The following is an 18333-nucleotide window of genomic DNA, read 5'->3' as shown; positions in this document are numbered from 1 at the left end:
GTTCCCTCTCCTAAAGTCATGGGGAGTTTCCGGAATTCGGGGGAATTCACATGGCACGCTTCAACACCAAGTCCGCGAAGGCGCTGGTCACTTCGGTCGTGAAGTCGACCGGACGCACCGCGCCGACCCACCAGGGCGGCCGGGGCGTGCTCCGTGACGCGCGCTCCGAGCTCTTTCTGCTCGCGGTGGCGAATTTCGTCTCGCAGCAGACCTTTTACGAGACCGGTGACGAGCGCGACCATCGCTTCGCCGCTCTCGTGCGCAGCCTCGCCGTCCAGGACCCGGAGTGGACCGCGGGCCTGCTCGGCTGGCTGCGCGGCGACGGCAACATGCGCACGGCCTCGCTGGTCGGCGCCGCCGAGTACGTGAAGGCGCGCCTGGACGCCGGCGTCACCGACGGCCCCGCCAACCGCCAGGTCGTCGCCTCCGTGCTGCGCCGCCCGGACGAGCCCGGCGAGTTCCTCGGGTACTGGACGGTGACGTACGGCCGGAACATCCCCAAGCCCGTCAAGCGCGGCATCGCGGACGCGGTGCGCCGTCTGTACGGCGAGAAGGCGCTGCTCAAGTACGACACCGCGTCCAAGGGGTACCGCTTCGGCGACATCCTCAACCTCGTGCACGCCGCACCCGACCCGGACAAGCCGTGGCAGGGCGACCTCTTCCCGTACGCGCTCGACCGCCGCCACCACCCCGACACCGCCGTACCGCCCGCGTCGGCCCGCGTCCTGGCCGCGCACCGCGAGCTGATGGCCGTGCCGGTCGCCGAGCGGCGCGCGGTGGTCACCGGCGCGGGCGGCGCCGAGCGGCTTGCCGCGGCGGGCCTCACCTGGGAGGCGCTCGCGGGCTGGCTGCGGGGGCCGATGGACAAGGCGGCCTGGGAAGCGGTCATTCCGTCCATGGGCGCGATGGCGCTCGTGCGCAACCTGCGCAACTTCGACACGGCAGGCGTGTCGGACGAGGTGGCGAGCGTCGTCGCGGCGAAGATCGCCGACCCGGCGGAGGTCGCGAAGTCGCGGCAGTTCCCCTTCCGCTACCTCGCCGCCTACCAGCACGCGCCGTCGCTGCGCTGGGCGTACCCGCTGGAGCGTGCGCTCGGCCACTCGCTGGCCAACGTGCCCACGCTTCGGGGCCGTTCGCTGATCCTGGTGGACCGTTCGAGCTCCATGTGGTCGCCGCTCTCGGAGCGCTCGCAGCTCAACCGCGCGGACGCCGCCGCGGTCTTCGGCACGGCGCTCGCGCTGCGGGCGGCGGACGCGGACCTGGTCGAGTTCGGCACGACAAGCGCCCGCGTGAAGTACCGCGAGGGGGAGTCGGTGCTCAAGATCCTGGAGCGCTTCGGCAAGCTCGGCGGCACGAACACCACCGAGGCGGTGCGGCGCTTCTACAAGAAGCACGATCGCGTCCTGATCATCACCGACGAGCAGGCGACGTACAACTACCACGGCGACCCGACCGAGCAGGTTCCGGCGCACATCCCGGTCTACACCTGGAACCTCGCGGGCTACCGGGTGGGCCACGGCGAGTCCGGCACGGGCAACCGCCATGTGTTCGGGGGCCTTTCGGACGCGGCTTTCCGGATGGTGCAGCTGGTGGAGGCGGGCTCTTCGGGCGACTGGCCGTTCTAGGTTCTTGGTCGAGTGAAGGCTCCTGCTCGCGTCAAGACCCTTGCCCGTGCCGGGAATTGGTATCTAACATTTCAGTGCATGGGAGCCATGCAACCGGTGCGCCGCACCCTCCTCAGGGACCAGGCGTACGCATCGATCCGGGACGCGATCGTCGGAGGTGAGATCCCGCCGGGCAGCGTCGTGCGGGACGCCGACCTCGCCGCGTCGCTCGGCCTGTCCCGCGCACCCGTCCGCGAGGCGTTCGCGCGGCTCGTCGACGAAGGCCTCCTGGAGACCAAACCGCAGAGCCACACCCGTGTGACGCCGTTGGACGCGGCTGACGTCAGGGACGCGGCGGCCGTCGTCCGCGCCATGCACGAGCTCGTCGCCCGCAGCGCGGTGCCACGCCTGGCGCCCGCGCACGTCCACGCGATGCGGGAGGCCAACCGCCGGTTCGCTGCGGCCCTCACGTCCGGCGATGTGGAGGGCGCCCTGCGGGCCGACGACGACCTGCACGGCGTCCTCGTCGCGGCCTGCGGCAACAGCGCGGCAGCGGCCACCATCACCCGCTACACCCCGCTCATCCGCCGCCTGGAGAGGCAGCGCTTCGGCGAGGGCGTGACCTGCGGCTCCGCCGCCCTGCACGATCGGCTGATCGACGCGTGCGCGGACGGCGACCCGGAAGCCGCGGCGGCCGTCACCACGGAGATCTGGCGCGTCCTGGAAGAACTCGCCCACCCCTGAAGACACCGCAGACACCGCCCCGCCTGGAGGCCACCGTGCCAGCACCCCTCGACTCCTACGCCCGCTACCCCCTCCTCTTCGGCCCCTCGCCCGTCCACCCCCTGGACCGCCTCACCCACCACCTCGGCGGCGCCACGCTCTGGGCCAAGCGGGAGGACTGCAACTCCGGCATCGCCTACGGCGGCAACAAGACGCGCAAGCTGGAGTATCTGGTCGCCGACGCGCTCGCCCAGGGCTGCGACACCCTCGTGTCGATCGGCGGCGTCCAGTCCAACCACACCCGCCAGGTCGCCGCCGTCGCCGCCCGCGCCGGGCTCAAGTGCGTGCTGATCCAGGAGAGTTGGGTGGACTGGCCGGACTCCGTCTACGACAAGGTCGGCAACATCCTCATCAGCAGGCTCGCGGGCGCCGACATCCGCCTCGTGCGCGCCGGATTCGGCATCGGCATCAAGGAGAGCTGGGAGCGGGCGGTGCGCGAGGTCGAAGAGGCGGGCGGCAAGCCGTACGCGATCCCCGCGGGCTGCTCCGAGCACCGGCTCGGCGGCCTGGGATTCGCGCAGTGGGCGTACGAAGTGGCCGAGCAGGAGGAGGACTTGGGGGTCTTCTTCGACACCGTCGTGGTCTGCTCGGTGACCGGGTCCACCCAGGCGGGCATGGTCGCCGGATTCGCCGCGCTCGCGGAGGAGGGCGGCCGCCCCCGCCGCGTCCTCGGCATCGACGCCTCCGCGGACCCCGGCCGCACCCGCGAGCAGATCGCCAGGATCACCCGGGGGACGGCCGAACTCATCGGCGTACAGGCCGAGGTGAAGGACGCCGACATCGAGCTGGACGGGCGCTATCACGCGGGCACGTACGGGCTCCCGGACGAGGCGACCCTCGACGCGATGCGGCTCGCGGCCCGCACGGAGGGCATGGTCACCGACCCGGTCTACGAGGGGAAATCGATGGCCGGGATGATCGATCTGGTGGACCGGGGGGAGATCGCACGCGACGCGACCGTCCTGTACGCCCACCTCGGCGGGCAGCCCGCCCTGAACGCCTACAGCGCCCTGTTCTGACCGTCCGGCGTCCGTCCGCGGTCCATGGGGCACACATGTGCGCGTCGTGCGCGTGGTGCCACGGAACAACTACGTACCGCTACGAGGAATCTGCAATTGTGTGTCGGTTTGATGCCGATGTGAGGACCGTGTGAGCTCGGAGCATGGTGCGCCGGGGCCCGGAGGGCGCATACTCAGAACATGACGAGGCCCCCCGGTACCCGACGCCACCTGCCGAACAGTCCTTTCAACGTTCCGCCGCCCCCCGCACCGCCCATCGAGCAGTTCGCCGTGGGCGACCGGGTCTCCCACGACCAGTACGGACTCGGACGGATCGTCGGAGTGGAAGGCGAGGAAGCAGTGGTCATCGACTTCGCAGGCCGCCAGGGAAGGTTCCTGAGCCCTTATCCCAAGCTGGCGAAGCTCTGACCTGACGTACGCCTGCGCGCGCGTCCCCCTGTACGACAAGGGGCGGCCGGCGGGAAGGTTCATCCCTTCCTCGCCGACCGCCCCTGCGCTTTGCTCCGGCCCTCCAGCCCGCCCCGCGGAGGCCCGTGCGGCGGCTAGAGCGCCTGCGCCGCGGGCTTCACCATGCCGCGCACGGTCCGTGACTTCACGAAGTCACCCATGGCGGTCATTTCCCACTCGCCCGTGAACTGCTTGATGAGTTTGGCCATCATCACGCCCGTCTGCGCCTCGGCGTTCGTGAGGTCGAAGCGGACCAGCTCCTCGCCCGAGGCCGCGTCCAGGAGACGGCAGTACGCCTTGGCGACCTGCGTGAACTTCTGGCCGGAGAACGAGTTCACCGTGAAGACGAGACCCGTCACGTCCTGCGGCAGACGGCCCAGGTCCACGACGATCACCTCGTCGTCACCGCCGCCCTCGCCCGTGAGGTTGTCACCGGAGTGCTTGATCGCGCCGTTCACGATCGACAGCTTGCCGAAGTAGCAACTGTCCACGTGGTTGCGCTGCGGGCCGTACGCGATGACCGAGGCGTCCAGGTCGATGTCCTTGCCGCCGTACGCGGGCTCCCAGCCGAGGCCCATCTTGACCTGCGAGAGCAGCGGCTTCCCGCCCTTGACCAGGGACACCGTCTGGTTCTTCTGAAGGCTGACCCGGCCCTTGTCCAGGTTGATCTTCCCGGCGCCGGGCGCGGGGGCGGCGGGTGCCGGGGGAGCGGCCGGGGCGGCGGGCGCGGCCAGGCGCGGGTCCGCGGCCGGCGGGGGCGGGCCCTGGACCGGGGCGCCGGTCGGGGGCGCCATGGGGGCCGCGGGCGCGGCCGCTGCGGCCGGGGCGGCGGGCTCCTCGACCGAGACACCGAAGTCCGTCGCGATGCCGGCCAGGCCGTTCGTATAGCCCTGGCCGACGGCGCGCGCCTTCCACGCGCCGTTGCGCAGGTAGACCTCGACGATCACCAGGGCGGTCTCGCCGCCGAGCTGCGGGGGCGTGAACGTGGCGAGTACGGAGCCGTCGTCCGCGTTGCGGATCGTGGCGGTGGGCTCGATGCCCTGGAAGGTCTGGCCGGCCGCGTCCGGGCTCGCGGTGACGACGATCTTCTCGATGCCGGCGGGCACGGCGCTGGTGTCGACCGTGATCTTGTCGGGGGTCGTGCCGCCACCCGACGTGTACGTCACACCGGGGCCTGCGGGCTGGTTGAAGAAGATGAAGTCGTCGTCCGAGCGCACTTTGCCGTCGGCGGTGAGCAGCAGGCCCGACACGTCGAGCCGCACCGGTGCGGCGACGTCCACCGCCACGCGGGTGGCGGTGAGGGGGATGTTCGAGCCGGGTGTCATAGCGGTCATGTCCGGGGTAACGAACGTCCCGGCTTTGCCGTTCCCTTACCTGACAGGTTTTCTTCGCCCGCTGTGTCCAGGGGCGCACTCCACGTGGGAGCGCCCCTTCCCGGGGGTGGGGAAGGGGCGCGTTCAGAGGGCTCCGGAGGGTCTGGGGGGCAGGCCCTCTACGGGACCACGATGATCTTCCGTCCCACGCCGGAGGCGAACCGCTCCAGGGCCTGCGGGTACTCGTCCAGCGGCATCCGGTCGCTGATGAAGACATCGGGATCGAGGACGCCCGCGGCGAACAGCTCCGCCGCCCGCTCGTAGCTGTGCAGGACCGCCATCGACCCGGTGATGGTGATCTCCTGGTTGTAGATGCGGTACGGATCGATGCTGACCCGGGTCGCGTAGTCGGCCACGCCGAACTGCAGGAACGTCCCCGCCTTGGCGACCCGCCCGAGGCCGTCCTGGATGGCGTTCGCGTTCCCCGTGGCGTCGACCACGATGTCCCAGCCCTGCGGCCGCTCCAGTTCGTCCGCGCCGGCCGCCGACCCCGAGACGCCCAACTGCCGTGCCGTGGCGAGGCGGTCCGGGTTGAGGTCCACGACGTCCACGCTCGCCGCCCCCGTCCGCTTGGCGAGCTCCAGCATCATCAGGCCCATCGTCCCCGAGCCGTAGATCAGCACGTGGGCGCCCAGCTGGGCCCGCAGCACGTCGTAGCCGCGCACCGCGCAGGAGAGCGGCTCGATGAGCGCCGCGTCCTGGGTGCGTACGTTCTCGGGGAGCCGCACACAGTTGGCGACGGGCGCCACCGCGTACTGGGCCGCGCCGCCCGCGGTGGTGACGCCGATCGCGGCCCAGCGCTCGCACAGGTTGTTGTGGCCGGTGCGGCAGTAGCGGCACTCGTAGCAGTAGAGCGAGGGGTCGACGGCGACCCGGTCGCCGACCGCGAGCTCCGTGACCTCGCGACCGAGCCCCACCACCTCCCCGGCGAACTCGTGCCCCGGCACCACCGGCAGCGTGGGCGCGAACTCGCCCTGGAGGATGTGCAGATCGGTCCCGCACAGACCGCACGCCGCGACCTCGACGACAACCTCGCGCGGCCCCGGGGTGGGGTCGGGCACCTCGCCGACGACAGCCTTGCCGACGGACTCGATGATGGCGGCCTTCACTTGACGGCTCCCAACGACAGGCCCTGGACCAGCTTGTCCTGGGCGGCGAACCCCGCGGCGAGCACCGGCAGGGAGATCACGAGCGACGCGGCGCACACCTTCGCCAGGAACAGGCCCTGGCTGGTGATGAAGCCGGTCAGGAACACGGGCGCGGTCTGGGCGACGACGCCCGTGAGCACCCGTGCGAAGAGCAGTTCGTTCCAGCTGAAGATGAAGCAGATCAGGGACGTCGCCGCGATCCCCGGCAGCGCGATGGGGGCCACCACGCGCGTGAGGATGGTGGGCAGCCGCGCCCCGTCGATCTGCGCGGCCTCGATGATCGCGACCGGCACCTCGGCGAGGAAGGACTGCATCATCCACACGGCGATCGGCAGGTTCATCGACGTGTAGAGGATGACGAGCAGCCAGATGCTGTCGAGCATCTCGGTGCTCTTGGCGAAGAGATAGATCGGCAGCAGGCCCGCCACGACGGGCAGCATCTTCGTCGACAAGAAGAAGAACAGGACGTCCGTCCACTTCTTCACCGGCCTGATGGAGAGCGCGTACGCGGCGGGGAGCGCGAGGAGCAGCACGAGCAGGGTCGAGGCCACCGAGGCCACGGTCGAGTTGATGAGCGAGGGCCAGGGGCTCGCGCCGCCGCCCGAACCGAAGAAGTCGCGGTAGCCGTCCAGGGTGAGCGAGGCGGCGAGCGAGGGCGGGTTGGTGGCCGCGTCCTCCTCCGAGTGGAAGGAGGTCAGCGTCATCCAGGCGATGGGCAGGAAGAACAGGATCCCGGCCAGCCAGGCGGCCAGGCCGAGGCCCGCGGAGCCCCGGATGCGGAAGCGGCTCCCGGGCTGTGTACGTACACGCGTCTCAGCGGTGCTCATGCGCGGGACGCCTCCTCACGGAACAGGGACGAGACGACCCGCAGCGCGAAGGTCGCGATGATGATGGAACCGATGACGACGAGGACACCGGCGGCGGACGCCAGGCCGTTCTCGTGGGCCTGGTAGAAGCTCTGGTAGACGGTGTAGGGCAGGTTGGCGGTGCCCAGACCGCCCGAGGTGATCGTGAAGACGGCGTCGAAGTTCTGCACGATGTAGATCGAGCCGAGCAGCGAGCCGAGCTCCAGATAGCGGCGCAGATGCGGCAGCGTCAGATAGCGGAACACCTGCCAGTTGCCCGCGCCGTCCATCCGGGCGGCCTCGATGAGCTCGCTGTCGCGGCTCTGCAGCCCCGCGAGCAGGATCAGCATCATGAAGGGCGTCCACTGCCAGATCAGGGAGGCCTCGATGGCGATCAGCGGGGTGTTGGAGACCCAGTCGGGCTGGGCGGCGCCGTCACCGCCCACCCAGTGCAGCAGGCCGTTGAAGAGGCCGTACTCGGGGTTGTAGAGCACGTGCTTCCACAGCAGCGCCGCGGCCACGGGCACGAGCAGGAACGGCGCGATGAGCAACGTACGCACCATGCCCCGGCCCCGGAACCTCCGGTCGAGGAGCAGGGCGAGGCCGAGCCCGATGACGAGGCTCGCGATCACCACGGTGGCCGTGAGCACGATGGTCGTCAGGACGGACTTGCGCAGGTCGGGGTCGGTGAGGACCTCGGAGTAGTTGTCGAGTCCGGTGAAGCTGCGGGCGTCGGGGTAGAGGGCGTTCCAGTCGAAGAAGGAGATCACCAGCGTGGCCACGAACGGCAGCTGGGTGACGACGACCATGAAGATCAGCGCGGGGAGCAGCGGGGCCCTGGTGGCCCAGGCACGCAGCCGTCCTGGCGCCTTGGGCCCGGGGGCGCGCGCGGTCCGTGGCGCGACGGTGGTGGTGCTCGCGGTGGCGGTCATCGTCCCTCGTACTCCTCGGCGATCTTCTCGGCGAGCTTCTGTGACGTCTTGAGGGCCGATTCGACGGACTGGCGTCCGGCGATGGCCGCGCTGATCTCCTGGGAGACCTTCGTGCCGAGGTCGGTGAACTCGGGGATGCCGACGAACTGGATGCCGGGCGCGGGGCGGGGCTGCACGCCCGGATCGGTCGGCCGTGCGCCTTCGATGGCATCGTGGGTGACGTCCTGGAAGGCAGCGGCTTCCTTGACGTACTCGGGGTTGTCGTACGTCGACGAGCGCTTGCCCGCGGGGACGTTGGACCAGCCGATCTTCTCGCCGACCAGCTCCTCGTACTCCTTGCTGGACGCCCAGGAGACGAACTTCCAGGCCTTGTCCGGGTTGCGCGAGGCCTTCTGCAGGCCCCAGGCCCAGGTGTAGAGCCACCCGGAGCTCCTGGTCTTCTCCACGGGCGCCGGTACGTAGCCGATCTTGCCCTTGACCGGGGACTTGGCGGACTCCAGCGAACCGGCGGCGGCCGTCGCGTCGTACCACATGGCGGTCTTGCCCTGGGTGAGGTTGTTCAGGCACTCGGCATAGCCGGACTGGGCGGCCCCGGACTCACCGTGCTTGCGGACCAGGTCCACGTAGAACTGCGTCGCCTTCTTGAACTCGGGGGAGTCGAGGCGGGCCTTCCACCCCTTGTCGAACCAGGTCCCTCCGAAGGTGTTCACCACCGTCGTCAGCGGTGCGATCAACTCGCCCCAGCCGGGAAGCCCGCGCAGACAGATGCCCTTCATCCCGGACTCGGCGCGGTCCACGTCGGCCGCGAGCTTCGCCACCTGCTGCCAGGTGGGCTTCTTCGGCATGGTGAGACCGGCCTTCTTGAAGACGTCCTTCCGGTACATCAGGAAGGACGACTCTCCGTAGAAGGGCTGTCCGTAGAGCTTGCCGTCGTCCCCGGTGAGGGACTGGCGCATGGAGGGCAGTACGTCCTTCTCGTCGTACGCCGTGTCCTTCTTGGTGTACGAGCCGAGTTCGTGCAGCCAGTCGTTCTTGGCGTAGATCGGGATCTCGTAGTTGCTGAGCGTGGCGACGTCGTACTGGCCCGCCTGGTTGGCGAAGTCCTGGCTGATCTTGTCGCGGACGTCGTTCTCGGGCAGGACCGTGAAGTTCACCTTGATGCCCGTTTCCTTGGTGAAGTGGGCGGCGGTGAGCTTCTGCAGTTCGACCATCTGCGGGTTGTTCACCATCAGTACGTTGATGGAGTCGCCGCCTGAACCGGTCCCGCCCGCCCCGGCCCAGCAGCCGGAGAGCAGCGGGGCAAGCAGCGTCCCTGCGGCTGCCGCGGCTAGTGCGCGCGGCCTCCGTCGGCTCTGGGTTCGCATGAATGCTCCTGGACGTATGGGGACATATGGGGACGTATGGGGTGTGAGTGGGGGTGTGTCGGGGGCGTCGAAGGTGGGTGAGGGCGTGCGGGATCACGAAAGGTGCCGGAGCGGGAGTCGAAGGGGGCGCGGGGGGAGTGTCAGACGCGGATGACCTGCGGGCCCTGGAGCGAGTAGCGGTGCGCCTCGGAGGCGGGCAGCTGCGTGCTCGTGACGATGGTCTCCAGCTCGCCGACGTGCCCGAACCTGCAGAAGCTCGTCGCCCCGAACTTGGTGTGCACGCCCGCGAACACGGTGCGCCGCGACGCGCGGATGGCCTGCGTCTTCACCTCGCTGACCGCGGGGTCGGGCGTGGTCAGGCCGTGCTCGCGGGAGATGCCGTTGGCCCCGATGTAGGCGAGGTCGATCACGAACCCGGCCAGCATGCGCGTCGTCCAGTGGTCGACGGTCGCCAGGGTGCCCGGGCGGACACGGCCGCCGAGGAGGAGGACGGACATGTTGTCGGCCTCGGCGAGGGCGCCGGCGGTGGCCAGGGACGCGGTGACGATGGTCAGAGGGCGTCCCTTGGCGGCTTCGGGCAGTGCTTCGGCGATGAGCTGCGGGGTGAAGCCCTCGTCGACGAAGACCGTTTCGGCGTCGCCGAGGAGGTCGGCGGCGGCAGCGGCGATCCTGCGCTTCTCCGGGACGTGCATGGTGGTGCGGAAGGCAAGGGTGGTCTCGAAGCCGGCGCTCTCCACGGGGTAGGCGCCGCCGTGCGTACGGCGGACCAGGCCGTGGTCCTCCAGGGCGCGGAGGTCGCGGCGGACGGTTTCCTTGGCGACGCCCAGCTTGGTGGCGAGCGCGGTGACGTCCACGGAGCCGGAGGTCCGCGCCGCCCGGACGATTTCCCGCTGGCGCTCTTCCGCGGTCATGGGTGCCGCCTCCTTCCCTCGCTGTGCCCGTTCGGGCCCTGGGGGAAAGTTCTACAGCGGGGCGCGGTGCGTGAACAGGCTCGGAATGGGGGCGATGCTGCCCGCCTCTGCCCGTTTGGCAGGGCTGCGGCCTGTGCTTCGGGCGGGTGGGGTGCCCGTTCGGGGGGTCGGGGGTGCCCGTTCGTTGCCCGTTCGGGGGTTCGGGGCTCTCCTTCGAAGGCACCGGAGGGCTGATTTCAACCCCTCCGGCGAACGAGGACGGACCCGGCTCGGCAAGCCCGCATCGGAGGGTCAGTGGGGCCACACCGGAGGGTTCGTGCAGAAGTGGCCGCCCAGATTCGCGTGATCCGGATTCGCGGGATCCAGTTCGCCCTGCTCGGCGACGAGCTTGTCCGCGTACTGCTCCGAATCGTCCTGCGGCTCGTAGCCGAGCGCACGCGCCGACGAGAGGTCCCACCACAGGCGCGTGTTCGCGGACGACCCGTACACCACGGTGTGCCCCACCGAGGGGGCGGTCAGCGCCGCGTGGAAGAGCCTGGCGCCGTCCCCCGGGCTCATCCAGACCGACAGCATCCGTACGTTCGACGGTTCGAGGAAGCACGAGCCGATGCGCACGGAGACCGTCTCCATCCCGTGCTTGTCCCAGTAGAACTGGGCGAGATCCTCGCCGAAGGACTTCGACAGGCCGTAGAAGGTGTCGGGGCGGCGCGGCGTCTCCACCGGGATCAGCGGATCGTCGCCGACGGGCCGGGGCGTGAACCCCACCGCGTGGTTCGACGACGCGAAGACGACACGGCGGACGCCTTCCTCGCGCGCCGCTTCGTAGAGGTTGTAGGTCCCCTCGATGTTCGCCCGCAGGATCTTGTCGAAGGAGGACTCCAGGGAGATGCCCGCGAGGTGGATGACCGCGTCGACACCCTGCACGGCCTCCCGCAGCGCCTTCTTGTCGTCGAGGTCGGCCGTGATCGCGTCCGGCTCGCCCTCGATGGGCCGCACGTCGAGCAGCCGCAGCTCGTAGCCGTAGGCCGGCAGCAGCCCCCGCATCAAGGTGCCGAGGCCGCCTGCGGCGCCGGTGAGCAGGATGGTGCGGGGAGCGGGCATGAGGGGGTCTCCTCGGATCAGCGGTGACTCGGCAGTCGCGTTCTTGTCCACGTACAGAATTCACATTTATGGACACGCTAGGGATCAACGGCTCGTCGCGTCAAGTGTCGTACGGAGGTGGGGAATCCGCTCTCGAATCACGGTTCTCTTGCTGACCTCGACGCTTGACCGGGGCTCAAGAGGCGGCTTAGCGTGGGCTTGTTCAGAAATATGGACGTGGATCAGAAACGTGCACGCTAAGGGAGAGCCCGTGACGTCAGCACCCCTCGCCGCTCGACTCGACATCCCCAGCGGGCCGCTGTTCTTCCCGGTCACCGCCTACGGGCCGGACGGTTCCATCGACCTCGACATCTACCGCGCGCACGTGCGCGCGGGGATCGAGGCGGGTGCCGCGGCCGTCTTCGCCTGCTGCGGCACCGGTGAGTTCCACGCCCTGACGCCCGAGGAGTTCCGGGCGTGCGTCGGCGCCGCCGTCGAGGAGTCCGCGGGACGGGTGCCGGTGGTCGCGGGCGCCGGGTATGGCACCGCGCTGGCCGTGCGGTACGCGAAGCTCGCCGAGGAGGCGGGCGCCGACGGGCTGCTGGCGATGCCGCCCTATCTCGTCGTCGCCGGGCAGGAGGGCCTGCTGCGGCACTACGCCGAACTGGCCGCGGCCACCTCGCTGGACGTCATCGTCTACCAGCGCGACAACGCCGTGTTCACCCCGGAGAGCGTCGTCGGTCTTGCCCGCACCGAGGGCATCATCGGCTTCAAGGACGGCCTCGGCGACATGGACCTGATGCAGCGCATCGTCAGTGCCGTGCGCACGGAAGTCCCGGAGGATTTCCTCTACTTCAACGGCCTGCCCACCGCCGAGCTGACCGGGCTCGCCTACCGAGGCATCGGCGTGACGCTCTACTCGTCGGCGGTCTTCTGCTTCGCCCCCGACATCGCGCTCGCCTTCCACCGGGCCTTCAACGCCGGGACCGCCGAGGGCGACGCGATGGTGAACCGGCTCATCGACGGCTTCTACCGCCCCTTCGTGGAGCTGCGCAGCGAGGGCCGCGGCTATGCCGTCTCCCTCGTCAAGGCGGGCGTACGCCTGGCGGGGCTCGACGTCGGCGTGGTGCGGACGCCGCTGCACGAACCCGCCGACGAGCACGTCAAGCGCCTCGCCGAGCTGACCGAGCGCGGGCGCGCCCTGGTGCGGGAGGAGGGCGCGTGAGGACCTCCGCCTTCCTGTACCCCTGGGACGTCACCGGCGACCCCGCCGCCCCCGCGCGCGTCGCGGACCTCGGCGTCCGGCAGGTCACCCTCGCCTCCGCCTACCACTCCACGCGCGCCCTGACCCCGCGTCACCCGTGCCACCGCGTCGTCACCGCCGAGCACGCGGCCGTCCTCTACGAGCCCGACGGCCGGTGGGAGGGGCGCGCCCTGCGCCCGTACGCGGCCGGGAGCTGGGCCCCGGGCGACGCCTACGGAGAGGCCGCCGACGCGCTGGCGGCGGCCGGGCTCGACGTGCACACCTGGGTGGTCCTCGCCCACAACTCCCGTATGGGCGCCGACCATCCGGACACCTCCGTCGTCAACGCCTACGGAGACCGCTATCCCTGGGCGCCCTGCATCGCACAGCCCGCCACGCGCGCGTACCTCGTCGACCTCGCGGCGGAGGCCGCCGTACGCCCCGGCGCGCGCGGCACGGAACTGGAGTCCCTCGGCTGGTACGGCCTCGCGCATCTGCACGCCCACGACAAGATCGCGGGGGTGCCGCTCGGCGAGGCCGGGCAGTATCTGATGTCGTTGTGCTTCTGCGCGGACTGCCGTGCGGGGTACGCCCAGGAAGGCCTCGTCCCGGACGAGCTGGCGGCCGGGGTCCGCCGCGCCCTGGAGCCCGTGTGGCGGGGCGACGAGCCTCCCGGCGGCTGGCAGGCGGTGGAGAAGCTGCTCGGTGCCGAGAGGGCGGCTGCCACGCGCGCGTGGCGCGAGGAAGCGGCCCGCACGCTCCAGGAGGCGGCGGTCACGGCCGTGCGCGCCGCAGCTCCAGAGGGCTTCCAAGTGCTGCTGCACGCGGACCCGGTGGCGTACCACTGCGGAGCCAACGCCGGAGTCGACCCGGAGCACATTCTCTCCGTGGCCGACGGCGTGGTCGTGCCCTGCACCGGCGGGGCTCAGGCGCTTACGCCCTTCGCCGCGCACCGCACGGCCCGCACCACCCTCGCCGCGAACCTCACCGTCGTCTCCGGCATGGGCGGCGGCCCCGCCACCCTCGCCGCCGACGCCGCTGACGCGCGCACGCTGGGCGCGGACGAACTACGGCTCTACCACGCGGGGTTGGCGTCGGACGCGGATCTCGCACAGGTGCGGAGCGCCCTGAAGCAGCTGGACTAGCCCGGCGCACGCCCCCCAACCACCCTCTGTCGCCCACGAAGTGGAAGCGGTTACCATCCGCCCAACCATTCGCTCCAGTACGAGGAGACAAGGTGCGCAACAAGGGGATAGCGGCGCTGGCCTGTGCCGGGATCATGGCGGGCGCGGCGGTGCTCGGCGGGGCGATGCCCGCCGCCGCGCGGACCGGTGGGGGACAGAGCACCGCCGCGCCCGACGTCCGGGAGCAGCTGGAGAAGATCCCCGGCATGAAGGTCGTCTCCGTGGTCGACAGGGAGGGATACCCCTTCTACACGCTCACGTACGCCCAGCCCGTGGACCACGGCAACCCCCGCGCCGGCACCTTCACCCAGCGCGCCACGCTCTGGCACAAGGCCACGGACAAGCCGACCGTCCTCTACACCGGCGGCTACACCCTGGCGTCCAACACCACCGCCCTCACCAAGCTGATCGACGCCAACCAGGTCAGCGTCGAGCACCGCTACTTCGAGCAGTCCCGCCCCTCGGGAGCGGCCGGTTCCGACTGGTCCAAGCTCACCGTCCAGCAGGAGGCCGCCGACGAGCACCGCCTCACGCGGGCGCTGCGCGGCATCGAGAAGGGCAAGTGGCTCGGCACGGGCGCCAGCAAGGGCGGCATGACGGCCACGTACCACGAGCGCTTCTACCCCGAAGACCTGGACGCGGTCGTCGCGTTCGTGGCTCCGAACGACGCCAACAACAGGGACGACAGCGGCTACGAGCGGTTCTTCAGGACGGTCGGCACGGCCGAGTGCCGCAGCGCGCTGAACGCCGTGCAGCGCGAGATGCTCGTACGCCGTGACGCGCTGATCCCCAAGTTTGAGGCGGACGCCAAGGCCAGCGGCGACACCTTCGAGGAGACGCTGGGCACCACCGACCGTGCCTACGAGTTCGCGGTGCTCGACCAGGTGTGGAACTTCTGGCAGAGCGGCAGCATCGACAACTGCCCGACCGTGCCCGACGCCAAGAAGGCCACCGACGACGAGCTCTACGCCTGGTCGAAGGGCCACGGCTTCAGCGTCTACCAGGACGAGACCCTCGGCACGAACGGCACGGGCCCCTACTACCGGCAGGCCGCCACCCAACTCGGCTGGGCCGACCTGAAGTTCAAGCACCTCAAGGACGTCCGCCACTACCCGGACATCTACCAGCCCAACTCGGTGCTCCCCGAGGCGATGCGCGGCTCGTACAACAACAGGACCATCGCGGACGTCGACCGCTGGGTGAAGACCCGCGGCCAGCGGATGATGTTCATCTACGGCGAGAACGACCCGTGGAGCGCGGAGAAGTTCACCCCGAGCCACCGCGACTCCTACCGCTACGAGGCCCCCGGCTCCAACCACGGTGCCTCCATCGCCAAGCTGCCGGCCGCCGAACAGGCCGAGGCCGTCGCGACCATCAAGCGCTGGGCCGACGTGAAGTAGCGCGCGCGGAACGGGACCTGAGCAGGGGCGCGGCGATCAGCAGCCGCGCCCCCGCGAGGACCGGCAACAGGACGCGGTAGTCGACGGTCTCGACCAGCCCGGCGCCCAGGGCGATGCCCACCGCGGTCGGCGTGAACATCAGGGTGTTCGCGGTCGCCGCCGCCCGGCCCAGGAGCGCCCGCGGTGTCTCGCGCTGCACCGACGTCATGCCCGCGATCAGTACGCAGGGCAGCCCGAGGCCGTTGGCGAGACTGCCCGCAAGGGCCGTCGCGTCGTACGGCAGTGCCTGCAGGACCACGGCGAGCGCGGTGAGCGCGATGCCCGCCCCGCCGAACCGGCGTGCTCCAAAGCGCCGCATCAGCGCCCCCGAAGCGACGCCGACCGCGACCGATCCCGCGCCCTGCACGACGTACAGCACGCCTGTGTACGCGGGGGAGTGGCCCAGTCCCTCCACGACCGCGTAGACGGCCGCCCCGCTGATCCCCGAGGTCAGCATGGTCAGGCCGCCCGCGAGGACGAGGGGCCGCAGCCGCGGGTCGCCCCACAAGTGGCGTGCCCCTTCGGCTGTCTGCGCCCGCCAGCCCTTCGTGCCGCTGGGCACGGGTACGTCCTCGCGGACCCGGAGGAGCGCGAACATCCCTGCCGCGAGCACGAAGGTGGCGGCGTCCAGGAGTGCCACCCGGGCGCCTCCGTACGCGGCGAAGAGGCCCGCTCCCGCGAGCGGTGCGATCAGCTTCATGCCTTCGTTCGCGGACATCCGCAGGCCGTTGAAGTCACCCGCCAGGTCCCTGCCGACCGCCGCTGTCACCAGGGCCGCCTCCGCCGCGTCGGTGACGGCGCCGCACGCCCCGTACAGGAACAGCACCGCGTAGAGGATCCACAGGGTGCTGGTGGAGTCGACGAACAGGAGGGTGGTCAGCAGGGCGCCCAGGGCCAGGTTCGTGCCGATGAGCAGGGGCCCGCGGCGGGTGCGGTCGGCGATCGTGCCCAGGAGGGGGCCGATCAGGGCCGGGGCCCAGAGCGCGAAGGCGCAGAGGGCGGCCAGGCCGTCCGAGCCGGTCAGCTCCTTCACCCAGATCCCGGAGACCAGCCACATCGCGGAGCTGCCGAAGCCGGAGACCAGCACCGCGCCCAGGCAGAGGCGCGCGTCGCGGTTGCGCAGGACCCGGGAGACCGACGATCTCGCGGCAGGTGTCGTGGCAGATGTCATGGCAGGTGATGCTGGTTCTAAGGCCCCCGGTCCGGCATGGGGCAGGTGCGGTATTCCGTGCGTCGAACGAGCCGGGTACGCCGATGAGTTTTCGGTGCCGGGCCGGTCTACAGGGCACGACAGCGGCCCGCGGGGCAGGGCCGCCGAGATTCTGGAGGACCCATGACGAAGACGATCGATTTCGAGCGGCAGGCCCGGCTGGTGGCAGCCGTCGCGGACGGCATCACCGACGATCAGCTCGCGGGGCCCACGCCCTGTCCGGAGTATCAGGTGCGCCATCTGCTGGGCCATCTGGTCGGCCTGACCACCGCGTTCCGGGATGCCGGGCGCAAGGACCTGGGCGCGCACCTCGACCGGAGCCCGGGTGACTCCCTCCCGGAACTGACGCCCGGGTGGCGTGCCGAGCTGCCGAAGCTGCTCGACGAGCTGGTGGAGGTGTGGCGCGACCCCGCCGCGTACGAGGGCATGACCCGGGCCGGCGGCATCGATCTTCCGGGGGCCGTCGCGGGGGCCGTCGCCATGGATGAACTCGTCGTGCACGGCTGGGACTTGGCGCGGTCCACGGGGCAGGCGTACACGCCGGACGACGTGAGCCTCGGGGTGGCCCAGGAGCTGCTCACACCCGAGGAGGGCGACCAGTCCGGGAACAGTCTGTTCGGGGCCGTGGTCCCGGTGCCGGACGGCGCCCCGCTGCTCGACCGCGTGATCGGTCTCAGTGGCCGGGACCCGGGGTGGACGCCCGGGGTCTGACCTCCGGGCTTTCTCCGGCCTCCGGGCTTTCTCCGGCCTCCGGGCTTTTCCCGGCCTCCGGGCTTTTCCGGCCTCCAGGCTTTCTCCGGATCGGGTATCGATCGGGTAAAGGGTCTCGCGGGGTGCCGTGTGATGCGCGTAGACAGTGCGCGTAGACAGGTGTTGACCTGCTCGAACCTGTTGCCCCTGCACTGACTCTGATCCGGAGAAAACGACCTATGCGCAAGTCTCTACGGGTGGCGGGCATCGCCACCGCCTGTGCCGTCGCCGGTGCCGCGCTGTACGGCACGGGCGCCGCCACCGCCGACAACGCCACGGCGCGGCACACCGCCGAACCCCAGAACATTGGCGTGCTCGTCGGCCAGATCGACGACTACTACGGCGCCTACCAGGACGCCGACGGCGTCTGGCGGTCCTCGCCCGACAGCCCGTACGCCAAGGACCTGGCGCGCATTCAGGCGAAGGCGAAGAAGGACATCAGGAGGGCCGCCGCCCGCACGGGTCATCACCACGGCAAGAAGCCCGCGATCGTCCTCGACGTGGACGACACCTCGCTGCTCAGCTTCGACTACGAGAAGACGACCAACTACACCTACAACAACACCACGTGGGACGCGTACGTGAAGGCGGCCAAGCGCCCCGCCGTCTTCGGCATGCCCGGACTGGTCACGTACGCCAAGAGCAAGGGCGTCGAGGTCTTCTTCCTGACCGGCCTGAGCGAGTCGCAGCGTGAGGGCGCCGTCACGAATCTCGCCAGGGCGGGATACGACACGCAGCTCGACACCACGCACGTCTTCACCAAGAACAAGACCGCCCCGCCCGCCTACCTGAGCAACTGCGCCACGCCCGCCAAGTGGGAGTGCACCACCGTGCAGTTCAAGGAAGGCACCCGCAAGCACATCGAATCGACCGGCTACGACATCGTCGGCAGCTTCGGCGACCAGGTCTCCGACCTCGCGGGCGGCTACGCGGACAAGACGTACAAGCTGCCCAACCCCACCTATTTCGTGGAGTAGTTCGACGCCAGGCAACTCGGCATA

General features: G+C 70.4%; 17 protein-coding genes. 9 read left to right on the top strand and 8 right to left on the bottom strand.

Annotation, left to right across the window (positions count from 1 at the left end; all coding sequences use genetic code 11):
* Nucleotides 1-50 precede the first annotated feature (50 nt).
* The 4 genes from AB0E78_RS00620 to AB0E78_RS00605 all read left to right on the top strand — a co-directional run bounded on the left by AB0E78_RS00620 (nt 51) and on the right by AB0E78_RS00605 (nt 3814).
* Complete coding sequence (locus tag AB0E78_RS00620) at nt 51-1625, top strand: TROVE domain-containing protein (protein ID WP_361826304.1); 1575 nt, start codon at nt 51-53, stop codon at nt 1623-1625.
* A gap of 78 nt (nt 1626-1703) precedes the next feature.
* Nucleotides 1704-2348, top strand: coding sequence for a GntR family transcriptional regulator (locus AB0E78_RS00615; protein WP_361826301.1), 645 nt, complete (start codon nt 1704-1706; stop codon nt 2346-2348).
* Nucleotides 2349-2383: 35 nt separating this feature from the next.
* Complete coding sequence (locus tag AB0E78_RS00610; RefSeq protein ID WP_361826298.1) at nt 2384-3406, top strand: 1-aminocyclopropane-1-carboxylate deaminase; 1023 nt, start codon at nt 2384-2386, stop codon at nt 3404-3406.
* Nucleotides 3407-3586: 180 nt separating this feature from the next.
* The gene (locus AB0E78_RS00605; RefSeq protein ID WP_135329399.1) at nt 3587-3814 is read left to right on the top strand and encodes a CarD family transcriptional regulator; all 228 of its coding nucleotides are present in this window, start codon (nt 3587-3589) and stop codon (nt 3812-3814) included.
* A 134-nt stretch (nt 3815-3948) separates the two neighbouring features.
* Here AB0E78_RS00605 and AB0E78_RS00600 read toward each other — a convergent pair whose 3' ends face one another.
* The 7 genes from AB0E78_RS00600 to AB0E78_RS00570 form a co-directional block, all read right to left on the bottom strand.
* Nucleotides 3949-5178 (bottom strand): TerD family protein, encoded by a 1230-nt coding sequence (locus AB0E78_RS00600; protein WP_361828414.1) that lies wholly within the window; start codon nt 5176-5178, stop codon nt 3949-3951.
* Between the two features lie 167 nt (nt 5179-5345).
* Nucleotides 5346-6335, bottom strand: a complete 990-nt coding sequence (locus AB0E78_RS00595) for a zinc-dependent alcohol dehydrogenase family protein (protein WP_361826296.1) — start codon at nt 6333-6335, stop codon at nt 5346-5348.
* Nucleotides 6332-7201, bottom strand: a complete 870-nt coding sequence (locus tag AB0E78_RS00590) for a carbohydrate ABC transporter permease (protein ID WP_361826294.1) — start codon at nt 7199-7201, stop codon at nt 6332-6334. Before AB0E78_RS00590 ends, AB0E78_RS00595 begins: the two co-directional genes overlap by 4 nt.
* A complete protein-coding gene (locus tag AB0E78_RS00585) occupies nt 7198-8151 on the bottom strand; it encodes a sugar ABC transporter permease (protein ID WP_361826293.1) in 954 nt (317 codons plus the stop codon). Before AB0E78_RS00585 ends, AB0E78_RS00590 begins: the two co-directional genes overlap by 4 nt.
* The gene (locus AB0E78_RS00580) at nt 8148-9515 is read right to left on the bottom strand and encodes a sugar ABC transporter substrate-binding protein (RefSeq protein ID WP_361826291.1); all 1368 of its coding nucleotides are present in this window, start codon (nt 9513-9515) and stop codon (nt 8148-8150) included. Before AB0E78_RS00580 ends, AB0E78_RS00585 begins: the two co-directional genes overlap by 4 nt.
* Before the next feature lie 140 nt (nt 9516-9655).
* Nucleotides 9656-10426, bottom strand: a complete 771-nt coding sequence (locus tag AB0E78_RS00575; protein WP_361826288.1) for a DeoR/GlpR family DNA-binding transcription regulator — start codon at nt 10424-10426, stop codon at nt 9656-9658.
* Between the two features lie 291 nt (nt 10427-10717).
* Nucleotides 10718-11527, bottom strand: a complete 810-nt coding sequence (locus tag AB0E78_RS00570) for an NAD(P)-dependent oxidoreductase (RefSeq protein WP_361826285.1) — start codon at nt 11525-11527, stop codon at nt 10718-10720.
* Nucleotides 11528-11777: 250 nt separating this feature from the next.
* On the opposite strand from AB0E78_RS00570, the gene AB0E78_RS00565 reads away from it, so the two are divergent.
* The 3 genes from AB0E78_RS00565 (at nt 11778) to AB0E78_RS00555 (ending at nt 15333) form a co-directional block, all read left to right on the top strand.
* Complete coding sequence (locus AB0E78_RS00565; RefSeq protein ID WP_361826283.1) at nt 11778-12731, top strand: 5-dehydro-4-deoxyglucarate dehydratase; 954 nt, start codon at nt 11778-11780, stop codon at nt 12729-12731.
* Nucleotides 12728-13894: a hypothetical protein gene (locus AB0E78_RS00560; RefSeq protein ID WP_361826280.1), complete on the top strand. Its 1167-nt coding sequence runs from the start codon at nt 12728-12730 to the stop codon at nt 13892-13894. Before AB0E78_RS00565 ends, AB0E78_RS00560 begins: the two co-directional genes overlap by 4 nt.
* A gap of 92 nt (nt 13895-13986) precedes the next feature.
* Nucleotides 13987-15333 (top strand): S28 family serine protease, encoded by a 1347-nt coding sequence (locus AB0E78_RS00555; RefSeq protein WP_361826278.1) that lies wholly within the window; start codon nt 13987-13989, stop codon nt 15331-15333.
* On the opposite strand, the gene AB0E78_RS00550 is transcribed toward AB0E78_RS00555, so the two are convergent.
* Nucleotides 15308-16543, bottom strand: coding sequence for an MFS transporter (locus tag AB0E78_RS00550; RefSeq protein ID WP_361826275.1), 1236 nt, complete (start codon nt 16541-16543; stop codon nt 15308-15310). The genes AB0E78_RS00555 and AB0E78_RS00550 overlap by 26 nt on opposite strands.
* A gap of 162 nt (nt 16544-16705) precedes the next feature.
* On the opposite strand from AB0E78_RS00550, the gene AB0E78_RS00545 reads away from it, so the two are divergent.
* Both AB0E78_RS00545 and AB0E78_RS00540 read left to right on the top strand, forming a co-directional pair.
* A complete protein-coding gene (locus tag AB0E78_RS00545; protein ID WP_361826273.1) occupies nt 16706-17293 on the top strand; it encodes a TIGR03086 family metal-binding protein in 588 nt (195 codons plus the stop codon).
* Between the two features lie 218 nt (nt 17294-17511).
* Nucleotides 17512-18309, top strand: a complete 798-nt coding sequence (locus tag AB0E78_RS00540) for an HAD family acid phosphatase (protein ID WP_361826270.1) — start codon at nt 17512-17514, stop codon at nt 18307-18309.
* Nucleotides 18310-18333 lie beyond the last annotated feature (24 nt).

This window comes from Streptomyces sp. NPDC032198, from assembly GCF_040636975.1.
In the GTDB taxonomy this organism is placed as follows: domain Bacteria; phylum Actinomycetota; class Actinomycetes; order Streptomycetales; family Streptomycetaceae; genus Streptomyces.
The sequence above is the reverse complement of the archived record's forward strand: the minus strand, read 5'-3'. Positions and strand labels throughout refer to the sequence as shown.

Coding starts and splice junctions, on each gene's coding strand:
- AB0E78_RS00620 (WP_361826304.1), top strand. CDS start 51: ATGGCACGCTTCAACACCAAGTCCGCGAAGGCGCTGGTCACTTCGGTC.
- AB0E78_RS00615 (WP_361826301.1), top strand. CDS start 1,704: ATGGGAGCCATGCAACCGGTGCGCCGCACCCTCCTCAGGGACCAGGCG.
- AB0E78_RS00605 (WP_135329399.1), top strand. CDS start 3,587: ATGACGAGGCCCCCCGGTACCCGACGCCACCTGCCGAACAGTCCTTTC.
- AB0E78_RS00600 (WP_361828414.1), bottom strand. CDS start 5,178: ATGACACCCGGCTCGAACATCCCCCTCACCGCCACCCGCGTGGCGGTG.
- AB0E78_RS00590 (WP_361826294.1), bottom strand. CDS start 7,201: ATGAGCACCGCTGAGACGCGTGTACGTACACAGCCCGGGAGCCGCTTC.
- AB0E78_RS00585 (WP_361826293.1), bottom strand. CDS start 8,151: ATGACCGCCACCGCGAGCACCACCACCGTCGCGCCACGGACCGCGCGC.
- AB0E78_RS00580 (WP_361826291.1), bottom strand. CDS start 9,515: ATGCGAACCCAGAGCCGACGGAGGCCGCGCGCACTAGCCGCGGCAGCC.
- AB0E78_RS00575 (WP_361826288.1), bottom strand. CDS start 10,426: ATGACCGCGGAAGAGCGCCAGCGGGAAATCGTCCGGGCGGCGCGGACC.
- AB0E78_RS00570 (WP_361826285.1), bottom strand. CDS start 11,527: ATGCCCGCTCCCCGCACCATCCTGCTCACCGGCGCCGCAGGCGGCCTC.
- AB0E78_RS00550 (WP_361826275.1), bottom strand. CDS start 16,543: ATGACATCTGCCACGACACCTGCCGCGAGATCGTCGGTCTCCCGGGTC.
- AB0E78_RS00545 (WP_361826273.1), top strand. CDS start 16,706: ATGACGAAGACGATCGATTTCGAGCGGCAGGCCCGGCTGGTGGCAGCC.
- AB0E78_RS00540 (WP_361826270.1), top strand. CDS start 17,512: ATGCGCAAGTCTCTACGGGTGGCGGGCATCGCCACCGCCTGTGCCGTC.